Source organism: Rhizobium sp. AG855, assembly GCF_003610655.1.
Taxonomy (GTDB): domain Bacteria; phylum Pseudomonadota; class Alphaproteobacteria; order Rhizobiales; family Rhizobiaceae; genus Allorhizobium; species Allorhizobium wuzhouense.
In genome coordinates this window covers 438,374-456,042 of record NZ_RAQG01000003.1, presented here as the reverse complement: position 1 = coordinate 456,042, position 17,669 = coordinate 438,374, and the positions used below count along the sequence as shown (strand labels likewise).

Annotated in this window: 17 protein-coding genes; 7 read left to right on the top strand and 10 right to left on the bottom strand. The window is 62.8% G+C overall.

Annotated elements, in window-relative coordinates; translation table 11 throughout:
* Positions 1–38: 38 nt before the first annotated feature.
* Positions 39–737 carry a tellurite resistance TerB family protein gene (locus DFO46_RS02180; RefSeq protein ID WP_120276181.1) on the bottom strand — a complete coding sequence of 233 codons (699 nt, stop codon included), beginning with the start codon at positions 735–737 and terminating at the stop codon, positions 39–41.
* An 86-nt stretch (positions 738–823) separates the two neighbouring features.
* Positions 824–1,462, bottom strand: coding sequence for a 2-dehydro-3-deoxy-phosphogluconate aldolase (locus DFO46_RS02175; protein ID WP_110791540.1), 639 nt, complete (start codon positions 1,460–1,462; stop codon positions 824–826).
* 154 nt (positions 1,463–1,616) lie between these two features.
* On the opposite strand from DFO46_RS02175, the gene DFO46_RS02170 reads away from it, so the two are divergent.
* The 5 genes from DFO46_RS02170 to DFO46_RS02150 all read left to right on the top strand — a co-directional run bounded on the left by DFO46_RS02170 (position 1,617) and on the right by DFO46_RS02150 (position 5,201).
* Positions 1,617–2,105: a CYTH domain-containing protein gene (locus tag DFO46_RS02170; protein ID WP_110791538.1), complete on the top strand. Its 489-nt coding sequence runs from the start codon at positions 1,617–1,619 to the stop codon at positions 2,103–2,105.
* Complete coding sequence (locus DFO46_RS02165) at positions 2,089–3,018, top strand: CHAD domain-containing protein (protein WP_120276180.1); 930 nt, start codon at positions 2,089–2,091, stop codon at positions 3,016–3,018. The genes DFO46_RS02170 and DFO46_RS02165 overlap by 17 nt, the downstream gene beginning before the upstream one ends.
* Positions 3,019–3,024: 6 nt before the next feature.
* Positions 3,025–3,723, top strand: coding sequence for a YafY family protein (locus DFO46_RS02160; RefSeq protein WP_120276179.1), 699 nt, complete (start codon positions 3,025–3,027; stop codon positions 3,721–3,723).
* A gap of 63 nt (positions 3,724–3,786) precedes the next feature.
* Positions 3,787–4,152, top strand: coding sequence for a VOC family protein (locus tag DFO46_RS02155; protein WP_120276178.1), 366 nt, complete (start codon positions 3,787–3,789; stop codon positions 4,150–4,152).
* A gap of 104 nt (positions 4,153–4,256) precedes the next feature.
* Entirely contained in the window at positions 4,257–5,201 is a 945-nt protein-coding gene (locus tag DFO46_RS02150; protein WP_120278108.1) for a rhodanese-related sulfurtransferase, read from the top strand.
* A gap of 98 nt (positions 5,202–5,299) precedes the next feature.
* Here the strand turns inward: DFO46_RS02150 and DFO46_RS02145 are convergent, their stop codons facing one another.
* Together DFO46_RS02145 and DFO46_RS02140 are read right to left on the bottom strand one after the other, a co-directional pair.
* The gene (locus tag DFO46_RS02145) at positions 5,300–7,471 is read right to left on the bottom strand and encodes an EAL domain-containing protein (protein WP_120278107.1); all 2,172 of its coding nucleotides are present in this window, start codon (positions 7,469–7,471) and stop codon (positions 5,300–5,302) included.
* Positions 7,472–7,733: 262 nt separating this feature from the next.
* On the bottom strand, positions 7,734–8,372 hold the full coding sequence (locus DFO46_RS02140) for an NAD(P)H-dependent oxidoreductase (protein ID WP_110791532.1): 639 nt from the start codon (positions 8,370–8,372) through the stop codon (positions 7,734–7,736).
* A gap of 160 nt (positions 8,373–8,532) precedes the next feature.
* On the opposite strand from DFO46_RS02140, the gene DFO46_RS02135 reads away from it, so the two are divergent.
* Entirely contained in the window at positions 8,533–8,928 is a 396-nt protein-coding gene (locus DFO46_RS02135) for a helix-turn-helix domain-containing protein (protein WP_120276177.1), read from the top strand.
* Between the two features lie 36 nt (positions 8,929–8,964).
* On the opposite strand, the gene DFO46_RS02130 is transcribed toward DFO46_RS02135, so the two are convergent.
* Together DFO46_RS02130 and DFO46_RS02125 are read right to left on the bottom strand one after the other, a co-directional pair.
* Positions 8,965–10,338 (bottom strand): GH1 family beta-glucosidase, encoded by a 1,374-nt coding sequence (locus DFO46_RS02130; protein WP_120276176.1) that lies wholly within the window; start codon positions 10,336–10,338, stop codon positions 8,965–8,967.
* Positions 10,339–10,735: 397 nt separating this feature from the next.
* Positions 10,736–11,908, bottom strand: coding sequence for a Gfo/Idh/MocA family oxidoreductase (locus tag DFO46_RS02125; RefSeq protein ID WP_120276175.1), 1,173 nt, complete (start codon positions 11,906–11,908; stop codon positions 10,736–10,738).
* Positions 11,909–12,090: 182 nt separating this feature from the next.
* Between DFO46_RS02125 and DFO46_RS02120 the strand changes: the two genes are divergently transcribed.
* Complete coding sequence (locus DFO46_RS02120) at positions 12,091–12,726, top strand: CatB-related O-acetyltransferase (protein ID WP_120276174.1); 636 nt, start codon at positions 12,091–12,093, stop codon at positions 12,724–12,726.
* A gap of 2 nt (positions 12,727–12,728) precedes the next feature.
* On the opposite strand, the gene DFO46_RS02115 is transcribed toward DFO46_RS02120, so the two are convergent.
* From DFO46_RS02115 to DFO46_RS02100, 4 genes are all read right to left on the bottom strand, one after another.
* Entirely contained in the window at positions 12,729–13,781 is a 1,053-nt protein-coding gene (locus DFO46_RS02115) for a sugar phosphate isomerase/epimerase (protein WP_120276173.1), read from the bottom strand.
* Positions 13,782–13,921: 140 nt separating this feature from the next.
* Complete coding sequence (locus DFO46_RS02110) at positions 13,922–14,875, bottom strand: substrate-binding domain-containing protein (RefSeq protein ID WP_120276172.1); 954 nt, start codon at positions 14,873–14,875, stop codon at positions 13,922–13,924.
* A gap of 68 nt (positions 14,876–14,943) precedes the next feature.
* Positions 14,944–15,954, bottom strand: coding sequence for an ABC transporter permease (locus tag DFO46_RS02105; RefSeq protein ID WP_120276171.1), 1,011 nt, complete (start codon positions 15,952–15,954; stop codon positions 14,944–14,946).
* A 97-nt stretch (positions 15,955–16,051) separates the two neighbouring features.
* On the bottom strand, positions 16,052–17,578 hold the full coding sequence (locus DFO46_RS02100; RefSeq protein WP_110791518.1) for a sugar ABC transporter ATP-binding protein: 1,527 nt from the start codon (positions 17,576–17,578) through the stop codon (positions 16,052–16,054).
* Positions 17,579–17,669 lie beyond the last annotated feature (91 nt).

Sequence of the window (17,669 nt, the reverse complement as noted above, 5' to 3'; positions counted from 1 at the left end):
TCGGGGCAAGGCGGCCCCCTGCCCCGATGCCGCAGCGCTTAGAGACTGACCTTGGCAGACGACACTGTCGCCTCGATATGCTCGACGAGAGCATCGGCAAGACCAAGCCGGCCGGCCAGCATGTCGAGATAACCGCGTTCGGTGCGTGTGTCCGGCTCGATGGCAAGCCGCGAGGCGGTGTAGAGCTCGACCTTCTGCTCTTCGGTAACGGCAGAAGCGATCAGCGCGTCCATATCCGTCGGCTTGGCAAGTTCGCCTTCGATAAAGGCTTCCGCCTCGGAGCCGAGACCGGACAGGTGGATCTTGTCCATGATCCGGCTGCGCTCTTCGGCATCGATGTGCCCGTCCGCCTTGGCAGCCGCGATCATCGCGCGCAGGAGACCGATCGCGAAATCATTGCTGACGGCGGCAGGTTCCGTGCTGAAGGCCGAATCCGATGGCGGCGGAAGCAGTTCCGGCAGTGCCTGCTTCGGCTCGGGTGCCTGGCCGGACTGGTAATTCTTGTAGGCCTGGTAACCGAGGCCGGCGATCACGGCGAGGCCGCCAAGCTTCAAGGCACCACCGCCCAGCGAGCGGCCGGTCTTGGTGCCAAGCAGGACGGCAGCCAGCGCACCGGTCTTCCAGGGATTGGACTTGGCCATGCCGATGAGATCAGTGCCCTTCTGGCCGATCGAACCGGTGCTTCCCGGCATCTGCGATCCGAGGAATTGGTCCAGCAGTTTCTTGGCGTCGAACATTGTGGTCTCCTGGTTCAGCGTCTCGTTCCCTAGATAGGAACCAGGACGCTGAATACAATTGGAGACCGGAGGTTCCCGCCGAAGTCTCAGCCCTTGAGGGCGGCCGCCTCGCTGGCGAGCTTGGTGATGCCGGCCCAGTCACCGGCCGAGACCAGTTCCTTCGGCGCAACCCAGGAGCCGCCGACGCAGACGACGTTCGGCAGCGAGAGATAATCCATGGCGTTCTTCAGCGAGATGCCACCGGTTGGGCAGAACAGCGTGCCGGCGAGCGGCGACGACAGTGCCTTGAGATAGGCAGCACCACCGGCCTGTTCGGCGGGGAAGAACTTCAGCACCTCGTAGCCCTCTTCGCGCAGAGCCATGACTTCCGAGGCGGTCGCCGCACCCGGCAGCAGCGGAATGTCCGACTGGCGCGCCACGTCGAGCAGTTCCTGCGTCGTACCGGGGCTGACGATGAACTGCGAACCGGCATCGACGGCTGCGGCATAATGGCTCGCATTGAGAATGGTGCCGGCGCCGACCACGGCACCCTCCACTTCCTCGGCCACCAGGCGAACGGCCTCAAGTGCTGCAGCCGTGCGCAGCGTGATCTCGATCGCCTTCAAACCGCCAGCCACCAGGGCGCGCGCCAGCGGCACGGCCGACTTGGCATCCTCGATGATCAACACCGGAACGACCGGCTGGAGCTTCAGGGTGGAGAGCAGCTTCGCGGTTTTTTCGCCCATGACGGAGGCCTCTTTAAAACGATTAGATTGGAGATCTCAGTACCGCGCATGGCGGCACTTGTCGAGACTGACCCCTAACACGGAATCTTTCCGGTTTCCTAACAGCACCTCGTCGTCTATGGTTGCACTGCGTAATTTTTCGGAGCGAGTGGGTATGGCGAAGGAAATCGAACGCAAGTTTCTGGTCCGCAATGACGGTTGGAAAGCCGGCGTGACATCCCGGACTCGGATCAGACAAGCCTATGTCACAGCCGAGCCCGACCGTTCGGTGCGCATCCGCACCCGCAATGACGAGACAGCGCAGCTGACGATCAAGTTCGGCACGGGCCTGCTGACACGCGACGAATTCGAATACGATATCCCCCATGAAGACGCACTGGAGATGATCGAATTTGCCACCGGCAATGTCATCGAGAAGACGCGCTACACCGTCGATTTCAAGGGTTTCACCTGGGAGATCGACGTCTTCGAGGGCGCCTATCGCGGCCTGGTGATCGCCGAGGTCGAGATGGCCTCCGAAGAGGACGAGCCCTTGCTTCCCGCTTGGCTCGGCCAGGAGGTGACCGGCGACAAGCGCTATTCCAACCAGGCCCTGGCCACCCAGAGACTGCGGCCGGAGCTGGTGCATGCCATATCGCATTAGGCCGGACAGGGATCTGTCCGCCGAGGTCCGGTCCGTCGCCCGCCACCAGCTGAGCATCGCCATAGCCGTTCTGAGCGACCGCCCGGACGGCCTGCACGAGGCCATTCACGAAGCGCGCAAGAAGTTCAAGCGCGTCCGCGGCCTTTTGCGCCTCGTCGCCGATGCCGACAAATCCTTCCAGACCCGCGAAAACGAACGCCTGCGTGACATTGCCCGCAGCCTGTCGCGCATCCGAGATGCCACCGCGCTGATGGAGACCGTGACGCATCTCACCGGCTTTGCGCTCAACGACGACGAAAGTGAAACGCTGGCGGCGACGCGCACGGTTCTGCAACTGCGTCGCGACGATATCGCCGCAAGCGAGACGGATCTCGAAGACAAGGTGGCCCGCGTCATCGACGAATGCCGATCCGCCATCACGGCCCTTGATGAACTCGACCTGCCGTCCAAGGCGGGGCCTGCGGCCCGTCTGCTCGCCAAAGGCTGGCGCAAGGCCCTGAAGCGGGGCCATGAGGCGCTGCACACCTGCAAGGGTGAAGGCCACGGCGAAGCCTTCCATGACCTGCGCAAGGCAGCCCAGACCTATTGGATGAACCTTTCCCTGCTGCGCGAACTCTGGCCGAGCGCCTTTGCCGCCAAGCGCCGGGAGGCCAAACATCTGGTCGACCTGCTCGGCCGCGAGCATGACCTGACGGTTCTCACCGAACTGTTCGACAGCGAACCCGACCTGTTCGGCGATGGCGAAGGCCAGGCCTTCCTGCTGGCCATCATCATCCGTCGGCAACAGGACCTGCGCCGCGAAGCCCTGGCGCTGGCCGGCAGCATCTTTGCCGATCGGCCGCGACGGGAAGCGGATGTGATCGAAATCCTGTGGACCGCCGCCGCCATCGGCGAGACGTCCGGGCGCAGCTGACAGCGCATGAGCCGCTCGCAACGCCTTCTCTCTTTGTTGCAGGTCCTGCGCCAGCACCGCTTGCCGGTGAGCGGCGCGACACTGGCGGCCGAAACCGGCGTTTCGCTGCGCACGCTCTACCGCGACATCGCGACCCTCCAGGCCGAAGGCGCGGATATCGAGGGCGAGGCCGGCATCGGGTATGTGCTGCGCCCCGGCTATATGTTGCCGCCCCTGATGTTCACCCGCGAGGAGATCGAGGCGCTGATGCTCGGCTTCCGCTTCGTCGAAAAGCGCACGGACACCGCCATCGCCTCGGCCGCCCGCAACGCACTCGCCAAGATCGACGCCGTGCTGCCCGAAGACCTGCGTCGCGACATGGCGGACGTTCCCCTGCTCGTCGGCCCGGGCGCCCCGCTTGCGACCGAACGGGTGGACCTCGATAGGCTTCGCCAGGCCCTGCGCCACGAAAAGCCGCTTCTGATCGCCTATCGTGACCAGCGCGGCGACCTCTCCAGCCGCACCGTCTGGCCCTGCGCCCTCACCTTCTTCGACGGCGTCAGGGTCTTGGTCGCCTGGTGCACTTTGCGCGACGATTTCCGGCATTTCCGCACCGATCGCATCGAAAGCGCCGTGGCCGGCGAGACGCGCTACCCGAAGCGTCGCACCGCCCTCCTCAAGGCCTGGCGGCAACAGAACGCCATCCCCGACGGCACCTTGAAATGATGCTGACAGTTTTTGGCAGCATCAGGAGCTAAGGTCGCGTCATCAACCCCACAGGAGATGACGATGACACCCGCAATGACCATTCTCTATGTCGAAAACGCTGCAGCAAGCGCCGATTTCTACGCAAAGCTCTTCGGCATAGCGCCCACCGAACGCGCCGACACCTTCTCCCTCTTCCGCCTGCCGACAGGCCTCGTCCTCGGTCTCTGGAGCCGCGCGGGCGTCGAACCGCAGGCGCAGTTCACCGGCGGCGGCTGCGAACTCGCCATCCGCGCGCCGAGCGCTGCCGATGTCGACGCCACCCACGAACGCTGGAAGGCGCTTGGCATCCCGGTCCTGCAGGCCCCCGTCGAGGCCGATTTCGGCCGGACCTTTGCGGTCGCGGACCCGGACGGCCACCGCATCCGCGTCTTCAACCCGCCAGCCTGATCCTGGATCAGCCGCAGGGCGCGCGAAATTTGACAGATTTCAAACTTCGCGCGCTGTGCGGAAATCCGTTGCACGGCAAGGGCCGAGGCGGTATTTCGCAGGCCATGACACAGATCGATCAAGCCCCCCGCCATGAAGAAGGCGGCGCCTTCCTGGTTGCCGCCCTCTATCACTTCGCCAAGTTTGCGCGCTTCGAGAGTTTTCGCGAACCGCTCGAGAGCCTGTGCAAGGCCGAAGGCGTGAAGGGCACCCTGCTGATCGCCCATGAGGGCATCAACGGCACGATTGCCGGCACCGATACGGGCATAACAAACGTTCTCGCCTACATCCGCAGCCAGCCGGAATTCACCGCTTTGGTGCATAAGGAAAGCCGCGCATCCAAAATGCCCTTCCTGCGCATGAAGGTGCGTCTGAAGAAGGAGATCGTCACCATGGGCGTCGAGGACATCGACCCCAACGAGATCGTCGGCACCTATGTCGACCCGAAGGACTGGAACGAGCTGATCTCCGACCCGGAGACGATCGTCATCGACACCCGCAATGATTACGAGACCGCGATCGGCATCTTCCGCGGTGCGGTCGATCCGAACACCAAGACCTTTCGCGAATTCCCCGATTGGGTGAAGAACAATCCCGGCCTGCACAACAAGCCGAAGATCGCCATGTATTGCACCGGCGGCATCCGTTGCGAGAAGGCGACCGCCTTCATGAAGCAGCAGGGTTTTGACGAGGTCTATCACCTCAAGGGCGGCATCCTGAAATATCTGGAGGAAGTGCCGGAAGACCAGAGCCTCTGGGACGGCGCCTGCTTCGTCTTCGACGAGCGCGTTTCCGTCACCCATGGCCTGAAGGAAGGCAATCACAAGCTCTGCCACGCCTGCCGCAACCCGATCACGGCGGAAGAACTGACCCATCCGCATTATGAGGAAGGCGTTTCCTGCAGCCACTGCTATGAAAGCCGCACGGAAGCCGACCGCGACCGCTATCGCCAGCGCCAGCTGCAGATCGCACTCGCAAAGAAGCGCGGCGAAAGACATATCGGCAGCTGAACGGCATCCGGTGATGCCGGCTGAGCCGGAGATCGCAACGCCCTTCTGCAAGGACGATGCGAGAAGGCGCCAATGGCTCCGGAAACCGTGTCGAATGCTCAGCGCGCGGAGGAAACGTCGCGCGGATGCGCAAAGGCGATCGCCGCCGCCTTGGCCCTCAGGTCCATCGGCCGGAGCCGGAGCGCATCGATATCGGCAGGGCTGCACGGACGGCCGAACAGATAACCCTGCAACTGGTCGCAGCCGGCCAGACGCAGATTGACGGCCTGCTGATCCGTCTCCACGCCTTCGGCGGTCACCGGCACATCAAGCGAACGCGCCAGCGCCACGGTGGCCTGCAGCATCTCCACCGCCCTGTGTCCGTCGCCGAGCGACTGCACCAGGGATTTGTCGATCTTCATCCGGTCGAAGCCGAACTGGCGCAGGTAACCGACGCTGGAGAAACCGGAGCCGAAATCGTCGAGGGCAATCTGCACGCCGATCTTGCGCAACCGCTCCAGAACGGTCCGGGCCCGCTCGGGATTCTGGATGAAATAGGTTTCCGTCATCTCCAGCACGACCCGGTGCGGATCGATGCCGGTGACGTAGAACAGGTCCGCCACATGGCCGGCAAAGGCAGGGTCGCGGAACTGGCCCGGTGAGACGTTGACCGAGAGCTTCAGCCCCGGCCATTCGGCAAGCTGCATCAGCGACTGCCGCAGAACATCGAGACCGAGGCGGTCGATGAGGCCGCTCGCCTCGGCGATCGGAATGAAGACGTCCGGCGACACCGGCCCGTGACCCGGCCGGTTCCACCGCGCAAGCGCCTCGACGCTGACAAGTTCGAAGGTCGAGGAATCCACCACCGGCTGGTAGACGACCTGAATGTCCTCGTTGTCGATGGCGGCACGAAGGTCGAGCGCCATCTGGTTGCGGGTCTCGCGCTCCTCGTCCATCTGCGGATGATAGGCCGTCCAGCGTCCGCGACCGCTTTCTTTCGAGGCATACATGGCCATGTCCGCCTGCCGCGTCAGCTCGCCGCCGTCGATGGTGCCCTCGGGGGACAGTGCCAGCCCCAGGCTGCAGCCGACGGAAACGACCCGCTCGCCGAGCGGCAGGGGCTCGCCGAAGAAGCCGAGGATCGCCTCGGCGACGGAGATTGCCCGCTCCTCTGCATCTGCGCCAAAGAACACGATGCCGAATTCATCCCCGCCGATGCGCGACAAGGCGGCATTCCCGCCGACCAGCACAGCAAGCCCGGCCGAGACGGCCCGGATCAGGCTGTCGCCCACCGCATGGCCATAGGAATCGTTGACCTCCTTGAAGCCATCGAGGTCGAGATACAGCAGCACGACGTCGCTGCCATCGAGACGGGCTTCCGCAAGCGCCTGGTCGAGCAGCACATGCAGGCCGTCGCGATTGGCAAGTCCGCTCAGCCGGTCGGTTCGTGCAAGCTTCAGGGCCGCCGCCTCATCCGTTCGCAAACGACGCACGACGCTGTTGCCGATGATGAAGAGCAGAAGGCAGTAGACGGCCACCATCACCAGCGCGGCCTTGACCAGCGGTTCCACCTGCTCCCGGCTGATGTCACCGGGTGCCCGGGGTGTCCAGGCCAAGGAGGCAAGCGAGATGCCGGATGTGGATTCGATCGTCACCGCATGCGTCGAGCGGTAGGAAGGGGCCGCCAGAACCAGGCCCGGCAAGACATAGGCACTGGAGATCCGTTCGACCTTGTCGCGCGAGATATGCCGGATGAAGACGAGATAGGAACGTTTGGCCGGATCGACCTCGATCTCACCGGATTTCTTCCGGATCAGCGCAACGCCGGCGGCACCGACACCCTTGACCGTGCGAACGAAGCCGAGCGCCTGCGGAACATCGCCGCTGCCTGCGGAACGCACCTGATCGAAGAGCATCATCAGATCGTCAGGCAGATATCCGTTGCCCCCGCGTTCGAGCGGCTTTCCATCGGAATAGGCCATGCCGGGGCGACCGTTCTGGTCGAGCACGATGGCGACGTCGAACAGGTCGCTCTCGAAGGTCATATCGCCGAAATTGCTGATCACCCAGTCCGGATCGGGCGCCGTATAGACGTTCTCGGCGGCATCGTCCCAGGCGGCGTAGTCATTCAGGGTTGCACCCAGCTGGAACTTGAAGGTCTGGATCGCACCGACCAGCGTCTCGCGCGACCGCTCTTCGTCGAGATGGTTGGCATTGCTGGCCACACGATCGAGCGCGGTCAGCACGATGCTCGTCACCATGACCGCGAGCATGGCAAAGACCAGCAGCATGCCGGTCACCGCCATACGGCGATTTACGTGCGACTTCAGTCGATTATATGTTCCGCGAAGCCGCATGCGATACTGTCCTGGCTTTCCGGGCACCCTGACAGAAAATGTGTTCAATTTGACTTAACATACTGACAGGTTTGACAAATATCGGATAGTGCGGGAATTCTAATGGAGTGCGGCATTCTGAACGGCAAAAGGGCTCCGGTTTCCCGAAGCCCTTCGCAGGCCGGCCTGGAGGTGCCGGCGCTGAAATGTGCGATCGTCAGGCGACGAGCGAGACGAACTGGTCCTTCGGGCGGCGCACCTTCTTCAGGTTGACCAGCCAGTCGCCGTCATCGGCACGATAGCCGAGCGGCAGGATGGTGACGGAACGCAGGCCCTTTTCGCGCAGGCCCAGGATTTCGTCGAGCTTGGCCGGGTCGAAACCTTCCATCGGCGTGGCATCGACGCCTTCGAAGGCAGCGGCTGCCACCGACATGCCGAAGCCGATATAGGCCTGGCGGGCGGCATGTTCGAAGTTCACCTGTTCGTCGCGGGCGGGATAGCTGTTGAGCAGCATCTGGCGATAGTTTTCCCAGCCCTCATTGGTAAAGCCGCGTTCTTCGTTCACCAGGTCGAACATGTCGTTGATGCGATCGGCGGTGTAGTTGTCCCAGGCGGCGAAGACGAGCAGATGCGAGCCTTCGGTGACCTGGGCCTGGTTCCAGGCGATTTCCTGGATCCGCGCGCGAACGTCCGGATTGGTCACAACGATCACTTCGAAAGGCTGCAAGCCGCTCGAGGTCGGTGCGAGGCGGGCCGCTTCGACGATCCGTTCGACCTTGTCTTCCGGAACGACCTTCGACGGGTCCATTTTCTTGGTGGCGTAGCGCCAGTTCAGCTTTTCAATGAGTGCGGACATGATCTCGCTCCTGGTTGGACCCGCCAGGCGCCATGGGAGTTGGCAGCATCGACGTAGTCTGGTATCAATTCGTAACCAGGCCTAGATATGGAACCATGAGATTTGTGCAAGAAGGCACATTTTTGATACCAGGTTACAACGATACAACAAAGAGACCGTTATGTGCGACAACTACGACATGACAAAGTGCCAGACCGTCAGCGAAATGCTGGCCCGATTGGGCGACAAATGGACGGTTTTGGTCATCATGATGCTCGCCGACGGCCCTCAGCGCTTCTCCGATCTCAAGCGATCGGTCGTCGGAATATCCCAGCGCATGCTGACATTGACACTGCGTTCACTGGAAAGAGACGGCATCGTCGCGCGCACGGTGCATCCGACCGTGCCGCCGAAGGTCGAATATGCGCTGACCGATCTCGGCTGCTCCTTCGGCGAACCGATCCGGGCACTGGGCGGCTGGGTCTTCACCCATCACGACCGCATCCAGTTGGCCCGCGCCGAATTCGACCGGCGCAACGAGGTCGATACCGGCAACAAGCTGATCAAACTCGGCTGACCAGCGCAAGGCGCGGAGGCACGATGCCCCACCCTATCAGTCGGCCTTGAAATTGCCCTTGGGGAATTCGAGCGCCAGATCGCGATACCACTTGCCGCTTTTCTTGATCGTGCGGACCTGGGTGTCGTAATCGACATGCACGAGGCCGAAGCGCATCTTGTAGCCCTCGGCCCATTCGAAATTGTCCATCAGCGACCAGGCGAAATAGCCCTGCATCGGATAACCCTCGGTGATCAGATCGGCCACCTTGTCGAGATGCTCGGCGTAGTAGTCGAGCCGCGGCTGGTCATCGACCTCGCCACCTTCGACCTCCATATTGTAGCAGGCGCCGTTCTCGGTGATGTAGCAGGGCGGCAGGTCGTAGCGGGCATAGAGCCGTTCGACGAGCGACTTCAAGGCCGGCGCATAAACCTCCCAGCCGATGTCGGTCGTGACCTTCGAAACCGGCGGTGCCCCCACCGTTGCCGGGAATTCGGCACCCGGCGTCGGATCGTCGGCCACACGCATCGGCGTATAGTAATTCAGCCCCCACCAGTCGAGCGGCTGGTTGATGATCGCGAGATCGCCTTCCTCGATGACAGGCATGCGATGGCCAAGCGCCGACAGGAACTCCGCCGGATATTCACCCTTGAACACCGGATCGAAGAACACGCCATTGTGGAACTGATGCGCCCGCTCGGCAGCCGCCAGATCGGCAGCACTGTCCGAACCCGGCAGCGTCTCATGCGCGTTGAGCACCAGCCCCACCGGCACTTTGGGCGAGACGTCCCGGATCGCCTGCACGGAAAGTCCATGCGCCAGATTGGTGTAATGCAGCGCATGCAGCGCCGCATCCATGTTGCGCTCGCCCGGCGCGTGAATGCCGTAGAGATGGCTGAGCCAGACCGAGCACCAGGGCTCGTTGAAAGTCGCGACGGCATCCAGCCGATCGCCGAGACGCTCCATCACCACCTTGGTGTAACGCTGGAAGGCCTGTGCCGTCGACCGCGCCGTCCAGCCGCCCTCGCCCATGAGCGAAAGCGGCAGATCCCAATGGTAAAGCGTCGCATAGGCCATGATGCCGCGCGCCTTCAAGCCGTCGACCAGTCTGTCGTAGAAATCGAGACCCTTCTCGTTAATCGGCCCCGTCCCCTCCGGAACGATGCGCGGCCAGGCGATCGAAAAACGATAGGCAGAGACCCCCATGTCCTGGATCAGATCGAGATCGCTTTCCCAGCGATTGTAGTGATCGCAGGCGACGTCGCCATTGTGGCGCCCGAAGACCCGGCCCGGCATGTTGGAAAACGCATCCCAGATCGAAGCTTTCCGCCCATCCGCCTTCGACGCCCCTTCGATCTGGAAGGAGGCGGTGGCCACGCCAAACAGGAAATCACCGGGAAAACGCGAGGCAAGCGCCTTGGGATCGATCATGGGACGTCTCCTTCGTCAGGGTGGAGGCGGAAGGGGCCGCCGCTGGTCAGTCGATGAGCGGTTTAGAGCAATCGAACGACGCGGTGAAGACATCGGGGACAAAAAACTGCAACGTTGCAGGAAATCCACCTTCTCGTTGATGGTGAGCGGTAGAGCGAAGCTCCGGTGGGGTCATCGAGAGGGTCGGTCGAGTTTCATCTGCGCCGCCCCCCCTGTAACCATGCCCCTCATCCGCCCTTCGGGCACCTTCTCCCCGCGAGCGGGGAGAAGGCCTCGCCGCTGGCCAAGCATTCCCCCTCTCCCCGCTTGCGGGGAGAGGGTAGGGTGAGGGGCAAGTTCATAGATCACCCCACCCGCCGCTTCGCGGCGACCTCCCCCCCTCAAGGGGGAGGTGATATCAAACCTTCACCCAACCACCATTCTTCTTGCCCGACTCGATACAGGCCGTGACAAACGCCACACCCTTCACGCCATCATCAACTGTCGGATAAACCACCGCCGGATCAACGGCCGCCCCGGTCCGCGCTGCCTGGATGGCGGCAGCCGCCTCCGAATAGATCGTCGCAAAGGCTTCGAGATAGCCTTCCGGATGGCCGGAGGGGATGCGGGTAACCCGCGCCGCAGCCGAATTCGCCCCGGCCCCGCCGCGCGTGATCAGCTGCTTCGGCTCGCCAAGACGCGTGAACCAGAGATAGTTCGGATCGGCCTGCGTCCATTCGATGCCGGCCTTGGTGCCATAGATCCGCACCTTCAGCCCGTTCTCGTTGCCGGTCGCCACCTGGCTGCACCAGAGCAAACCCTTGGCGCCGCCCTTGAAGCGCAGCATCACATGGGCGTTGTCGTCGAGCCGACGCCCTTCGACGAAGGTGTGCACGTCGGCCGCCAGTTCATCCAGTTCGAGGCCGGAAATGAACGAGCCGAGATTATAGGCATGCGTGCCGATATCGCCGGTCGAGCCGCCGACGCCCGATTGTGCCGGGTCGGTGCGCCAGGCCGCCTGTTTCGATCCGGTCTGCTCGACGGGCTCGGCGAGCCAATCCTGCGGATATTCCATCTGCACCAGTCGGATATCGCCGAGTTCACCGGCGCGCACCAGTTCGCGCGCATGGCGCACCATCGGATAACCGGTGTAGTTATGCGTCAGGATGAACAGCGCCTTGGCCTTGTCGGCAACGGCCTTGAGAGCCTTGGCGTCGTCGAGGTTGGAGGTCAGCGGCTTGTCGCAGATGACATGGATGCCCTTTTCGAGGAATGCCTTGGCGGCGGCGAAATGCACGTGGTTCGGCGTGACGATCGAGACGGCCTCGATACCGTCGGGCCGCGCCGATTCCTTGTCCGCCATCTCCTGGAAGGAGCTGTAGCAACGCTCCGGATCGAGCCCGAGGTCACGGCCGGACGCGAGCGACTTCTCCGCCGTCGACGACAGCGCACCGGCAACGAGGTCATAATGGTCGTCCAGCCGGGCGGCCATGCGATGCACTGCGCCGATGAACGCGCCCTGCCCGCCACCGACCATGCCGAGGCGAATTTTCGCCGCGCGGTGTTCCGATTTGCTCGCTTCGATCGCCATGATGCGTCCTCCTTCATGAGCTGCGTCTGGAGTTCACGCTCCAGATCCGTTAGACTGGCATCCAAGAAGAAGGATGCCCTGACAGTGAACATCTGAGATCCGCCTCTTGTGAGGCAAAGCGAACAAGCCCGCGTCAGCGATCACCGCGACGCCAGATGCAAGCTTTTGCAAGGATCTCAACCATGCCTTTTCTCGACCCGAGACAACCCTATCCCATCACGCTGGCCGACGGCACGCCCTATCGCGAGACCGTTCAGCTCGCTGCCGTCGTCGATCATCCCCGAATGGAGATCGGCGACTTCAGCTACTTCACCCATTCCGGCACGGCGAAAGAGACGGCAGCGATCCTCGCGCCTTATCTCTATCCCTTCAGCCGGGAACGACTGGTGATCGGCCGCTTCGTGCAGATTGCCCGCGAGGCGATCATCATCACCAGTTCGGCCAATCACGCGATGTCCGGGATTTCGACCTACCCCTTCCGCGTGTTCAGCCCTGAAACCATCACCGGCTACCAGGACCTGCCGTTCCGCGACACCGTCATCGGCCACGACGTCTGGATCGGCCACGGCGCGACGATCATGCCGGGGGTCACGATCGGATCCGGCGCCATCATCGCCGCCCGCGCTGTGGTGACGCGGGATGTGGGCCCCTACACCATCGTCGGCGGCAATCCCGCGACCATGATCCGACAGCGCTTCACGGACAAGGAGATCGCCGACCTCTTGGCGCTCGCTTGGTGGGACTGGCCGCTCGATAAGATCGAACGCGCCCTGCCCCACCTCGAGAGCGGCGACATGGCCGCCCTCAAGTCCGTCTAGTCTCAGAGGCCCAGCATCCGGCGATTGGCCGCATCGTCGGTCCCGCCGGATGCGAAGTCGTCGAACGCTTTCTCCGTCACCCGGATGATATGCGCCCGGACGAAGTCTGCCCCCTCACGGGCGCCGTCTTCCGGGTGTTTCAGCGCGCATTCCCATTCGACAACGGCCCAGCCGTCGAAATCGTTCGCCGCCATTTTCGAGAAAATCGCGCCGAAATCGACCTGGCCGTCGCCGAGCGACCGGAAGCGCCCGGCCCGCTGAACCCAGCCCTGATAACCTCCATAGACACCCTGACGCCCGGTCGGATTGAACTCCGCGTCCTTGACGTGGAACATCTTGATCCGGTCCTTGTAGATGTCGATGTTGTCGAGATAGTCGAGGCATTGCAGCACATAGTGCGACGGGTCGTAGAGCATGTTGGCTCTGCTGTGGTTCTTTACCCGCTCGAGGAACATCTCGAAGGTCACGCCGTCATGCAGGTCTTCGCCCGGATGGATCTCGTAACAAACGTCGACGCCCTGCTCCTCGGCAAAATCGAGGATCGGCAGCCAGCGGCGCGCGAGTTCGTCGAAAGCGGTCTCGACCAGACCCGCCGGGCGCTGCGGCCAGGGATAGATGAACGGCCAGGCGAGCGCGCCGGAAAAGGTCGCATGCGCCTTGATGCCGAGATTGCGCGAAGCCTTCAGCGCATACTTGACCTGCTGCACGGCCCATTCCTGGCGCGCTTTCGGATTGCCGCGCACTTCGGGCGCCGCAAAGCCGTCGAAGGCTTCGTCATAGGCCGGATGCACAGCCACAAGCTGCCCCTGCAAATGGGTGGAAAGTTCGGTAATCTCGACGCCGTTTGCCCGCGCCACGCCAGCCAGCTCGTCGCAATAATCCTTGGATTCGGCGGCTTGTCTCAGGTCCATCAGCTGGCCGGCCCAGGTCGGAACCTGCACGCCGACATAGCCTTTGTCGGCCGCCCATTTGGTGATTCCATCCCAGGTGTTGAACGGTGCGGCATCACCCGCAAACTGGCCGAGAAAGATCGCCGGTCCCTTGATCGTCTTCATGAATTCTCCTCCCTGAGATCCCTGCAACGTTTCCGTGAACGATTACAGGAGATGGAATTTCGACACAACCGCAATGATGTTTGTCGCAGAAATCTGCCCGGGAAAAACCCGGGCAGACATTGGTCTTGGGTGGTTTCAGATCAGAACGGCGAGTCCGGGAAGTAGTAGTTCTTCGCGTTGTCGGCGGTGATCAGCGTCGCGTCCAGCGTATAGGTGCCGTGAACCGGAACGCTGTCGTAAAGGGCGGCGGCCGTCAGCTCCATGGCGGTCCCCACCATCGACGGCGGGTAGAGGACGTTGACCGGCACCATCTTGTCGCCATCCATGACCTTCTTGATCATGTCCTTCGAACCGGCACCGCCGATGATGTACTGGATGTCGGTGCGGCCGGCCTGTTCGATCGCCTGCAGCACGCCGACGGCCATGTCGTCGTCCTGGCACCAGACCACATCGATCTTCGGATACTTGGTCAGGTAGTCCTGCATCACCTTGAAGGCATCGTCGCGGTTCCAGTTGCCGAACTGACGGTCGAGGACCTTGACGTTGGAGCCCTTGATGCCTTCATCGAAACCGTCCTGGCGCTGCTGGTCGATCGGGATCGGCAGACCGCGGATGATGACGACTTCGGCGTCGGGCGAGTTCTTCGCGATGTATTCGCCGGCGACCTTGCCGAGCGCCGGGTTGTTGCCGGCGACATAGAGGTCACGCACGCTGTTGTCGTTGGTCGAAGGCGCACGGTCGACGATGGTGACGAAGTGACCCTTGCCCTTCACTTCCTTCATCGCGTTGACCAGCGGATCCGGATCGGTCGGCAGGATGACCAGCGCATCGATGCCCTGGACTTCCAGGTCCTGCACGGCATTCGCCTGGGTGGCAGGATCGGCCGAGGTCTTGACGACGACGTTGAGGCCCGGATGCTCCTTCATCAGGAGTTCGGCAACGCGATTGGCGTGGTAGACGACGCCTGCGGTCCATCCATGGTCGGCGGCCGGAATGGAGACGCCGATCGTCTTGGTGTCCTGCGCCTGCGCTGCGGTAAAGATCGCGGTCAGGGCCGTCATCGCGACGGCGAGACCCAACAGTTTCTTGTGCATTGGTTTCCTCCCAAAGTGACTAGGGTCGAGTTGGAACGGACCGGGCGACCCTCCTGCCCGGTCACGCGTCACGCCTTGCGCGCCAGCGACCGCTGGACGAGCATCGCGATGATGATGATCGTGCCCTGGATGGCGCCGATCAGATATTCGGAGATGAAGTTCGACAAGAGCATGATGTTGCCGACGAGTTCGAGAATGAAGGCGCCGCAGATCGTGCCCCAGACGCGGCCAGCCCCACCCTTCAGCGCCGTGCCGCCGACGACGACGGCCGTGATCGCCTGCAACTCCCACAGGATACCGGTCGTGGCCGATGTCGAGCCGAGACGCGGCACATAGAGCAGCACCGCGATGGCCACGCAGAGCCCCTGGATGACGAAGGCGATGGTGCGCACCCGGTCCACGGCAATGCCCGAATAGCGCGCGACATCGCGGCTTGAACCGACGGCAACCACATGGCGGCCATAACGCGTGCGATAGAGAACGACGGCGGCAATCGCGGTCACCACGAGAATGATGACGATCGGCACCGGCAGCCCGAGGATCGAGCCGAAATAGACCGGCCGGTAGATTTCCTGCTGCACCGGATCGCGCAGCGTGATGGCGCCACCTTGAGACAGCCATGTCGTCAGGCCGCGATAGATGCCCATGGTGCCGAGCGTCGCGATGAAAGGCTCGATCTTGCCGACGGTGGTGATCAGTCCGTTCAACAGCCCGCAGAGCGAGCCGATGATGATGGCAAGCGCCATGGCGGCGGCAATCATCAGGCCCGGATCGGCAATGACCCCGGAATTCATGAACAGGATCATCAGGCTCGCCACGAAGGCCACCATCGAGCCGACCGAGAGATCGAGGTCGCCCGAGGATATGACGAAGGTCGCACCGACGGCGATGATCGCAATGAAGGCAGAACGCGTCGCGACATTGGCAAGGTTGGTGAGACCGATGAAGTTCGGGTTCACCAGGGCGCCGATGATCAGCAGGATCAGCAGCGCCGCAAAGGGCGCCACGGCCCGCAGATCGACGTCGCGCCAGGTGCGGCGGCCAGGCCCAGGGGTGGTCGTTTCAGTCTCGGCAGTCATGGTTTTCCCGTCTCCTCCCGCGCCTCCTTACCGGAGGTCGCGCACCCTGAAGTCTTCGTCTCAAACCCGGTCTTGTGCGCCGGGCCTTGGCCTTGGATCAGCTCGCCATCTGCCGTTTCAGGCCGGCGGCGTAACGCATGATCGTCTGTTCGTTGATGTCCTCGCCCTCGAGCAGGCCGACCATGCGGCCCTCCCGCATCACGGCGACCCGCGTGCAGAGCCCGATCACCTCGGGCATCTCAGAGGAAATCACGATGATCGAGCGCCCTTCGCGGGCGAGCGCGGCGATGAAATGATAGATCTGCTGCTTGGTGCCGACATCAATGCCGCGCGTCGGCTCGTCGATGATGATGATCTGGGGTTCGACTTCCATGATCTTGGCGAGCAGCAGCTTCTGCTGATTGCCACCGGACATGCGCCCCACCCTGACACGGTCGTCGCGCACGCGGATGTCGAAGCGCCGCTTGGCCCGCGCCATGGCCTTGGCCTCGCTGCCGGGGTCGAGATAGCCGTGCCGCACGTGATTATCCATAGACTGCAGCGTCAGGTTGGCCGTCATGCCCTCGCCGAGCAGCAGGCCCTTGCCCTTGCGATCTTTGGTCATATAGGCGAGTCCGCGCCGGTTCGCCTCGCGGAAATCACCGGCCTCAAGCACCGTGCCCTTGAGCCGCACCTCTCCGGAGAGACGCGGACGAAGCCCCGCCACCGCTTCCATCAATTCCGTACGCCCCGATCCGATCAGACCGGAAAAGCCGAGCACCTCGCCGCGCTTCAAGTCGAAACTCGCGTTCTTCACAAAGCCCGTGGTCAGATCCTTGACCGACAGCACGATCTCCTCGTCGACGTCAGGCTCGTGTTTGGTCGGATAGAGGCTCGACAATTCGCGGCCCACCATCAGCTGCGCGATCGCCTCGCCGTCGAGCGCAGAGGTCGGCGCGGTCTTCACCCACTGTCCGTCGCGCAACACGGTGACACGGTCGGTCAGCTCCATCACCTCGTCCAGCTTGTGGGAGACGAAGACGAAACTCGTGCCCCGGGCGCGCAGCTTGCGCACCTGGTCGAACAGCACCTCGGTCTCGTCGCGCGACAGAACAGCCGTCGGTTCGTCCATGAAGACGATGCGCGCCTTGCGGCTGATCGCCTTGGCGATCTCGACCATCTGCTTGTCGGCGACCGCCAGCGAACTGATCAGCGCATTCTCGTCGATCCGTGACCCCAGCTGATCGAGCACGCGCCGCGTCTCGGCCCGCATCACCTTGCGATCCAGCATGCCGAAACGGGTGACCTCGCGGCCGAGAAACAGGCTTTCGGTGACGGTCAGATGGTCGGCGAGGTTGAATTCCTGGTGGATGAGAACGATGCCCATCGCCTCAGCGGCACCGTTCGCCGGCAGCGTCACCGGTTCGCCGTCGAGAAGGATGCGTCCGGCAGTCGCCTGCTCGAAACCCGAGAGGATCTTGACCAGCGTCGACTTGCCCGCGCCATTCTCGCCCATCAGCGCGTGAACTTCGCCCGGCATCACGTCGAAATCGACGCTGAACAGCACCTGGACGTCGTTGAATGATTTGGAAATACGCTCCGCCACGAGCACGGGTGCCCGCGCCTCGCCCCCAACCGATGTCATGCAATCCTCCCGGCGGTCCTCCACCGCTGTGAGGTCTTGTGTAAACCTTTACATGGCCGATGTAAAGGTTTACATCTTCACATCACGCAGA

Bases quoted from the DNA above. Each gene is read 5' to 3' on its own strand.
- DFO46_RS02180 (WP_120276181.1), bottom strand. From the start codon at position 737: ATGTTCGACGCCAAGAAACTGCTGGACCAATTCCTCGGATCGCAGATG.
- DFO46_RS02175 (WP_110791540.1), bottom strand. From the start codon at position 1,462: ATGGGCGAAAAAACCGCGAAGCTGCTCTCCACCCTGAAGCTCCAGCCG.
- DFO46_RS02170 (WP_110791538.1), top strand. From the start codon at position 1,617: ATGGCGAAGGAAATCGAACGCAAGTTTCTGGTCCGCAATGACGGTTGG.
- DFO46_RS02165 (WP_120276180.1), top strand. From the start codon at position 2,089: ATGCCATATCGCATTAGGCCGGACAGGGATCTGTCCGCCGAGGTCCGG.
- DFO46_RS02160 (WP_120276179.1), top strand. From the start codon at position 3,025: ATGAGCCGCTCGCAACGCCTTCTCTCTTTGTTGCAGGTCCTGCGCCAG.
- DFO46_RS02155 (WP_120276178.1), top strand. From the start codon at position 3,787: ATGACACCCGCAATGACCATTCTCTATGTCGAAAACGCTGCAGCAAGC.
- DFO46_RS02150 (WP_120278108.1), top strand. From the start codon at position 4,257: ATGACACAGATCGATCAAGCCCCCCGCCATGAAGAAGGCGGCGCCTTC.
- DFO46_RS02145 (WP_120278107.1), bottom strand. From the start codon at position 7,471: ATGCTGCTGGTCTTTGCCATGCTCGCGGTCATGGTGACGAGCATCGTG.
- DFO46_RS02140 (WP_110791532.1), bottom strand. From the start codon at position 8,372: ATGTCCGCACTCATTGAAAAGCTGAACTGGCGCTACGCCACCAAGAAA.
- DFO46_RS02135 (WP_120276177.1), top strand. From the start codon at position 8,533: ATGTGCGACAACTACGACATGACAAAGTGCCAGACCGTCAGCGAAATG.
- DFO46_RS02130 (WP_120276176.1), bottom strand. From the start codon at position 10,338: ATGATCGATCCCAAGGCGCTTGCCTCGCGTTTTCCCGGTGATTTCCTG.
- DFO46_RS02125 (WP_120276175.1), bottom strand. From the start codon at position 11,908: ATGGCGATCGAAGCGAGCAAATCGGAACACCGCGCGGCGAAAATTCGC.
- DFO46_RS02120 (WP_120276174.1), top strand. From the start codon at position 12,091: ATGCCTTTTCTCGACCCGAGACAACCCTATCCCATCACGCTGGCCGAC.
- DFO46_RS02115 (WP_120276173.1), bottom strand. From the start codon at position 13,781: ATGAAGACGATCAAGGGACCGGCGATCTTTCTCGGCCAGTTTGCGGGT.
- DFO46_RS02110 (WP_120276172.1), bottom strand. From the start codon at position 14,875: ATGCACAAGAAACTGTTGGGTCTCGCCGTCGCGATGACGGCCCTGACC.
- DFO46_RS02105 (WP_120276171.1), bottom strand. From the start codon at position 15,954: ATGACTGCCGAGACTGAAACGACCACCCCTGGGCCTGGCCGCCGCACC.
- DFO46_RS02100 (WP_110791518.1), bottom strand. From the start codon at position 17,578: ATGACATCGGTTGGGGGCGAGGCGCGGGCACCCGTGCTCGTGGCGGAG.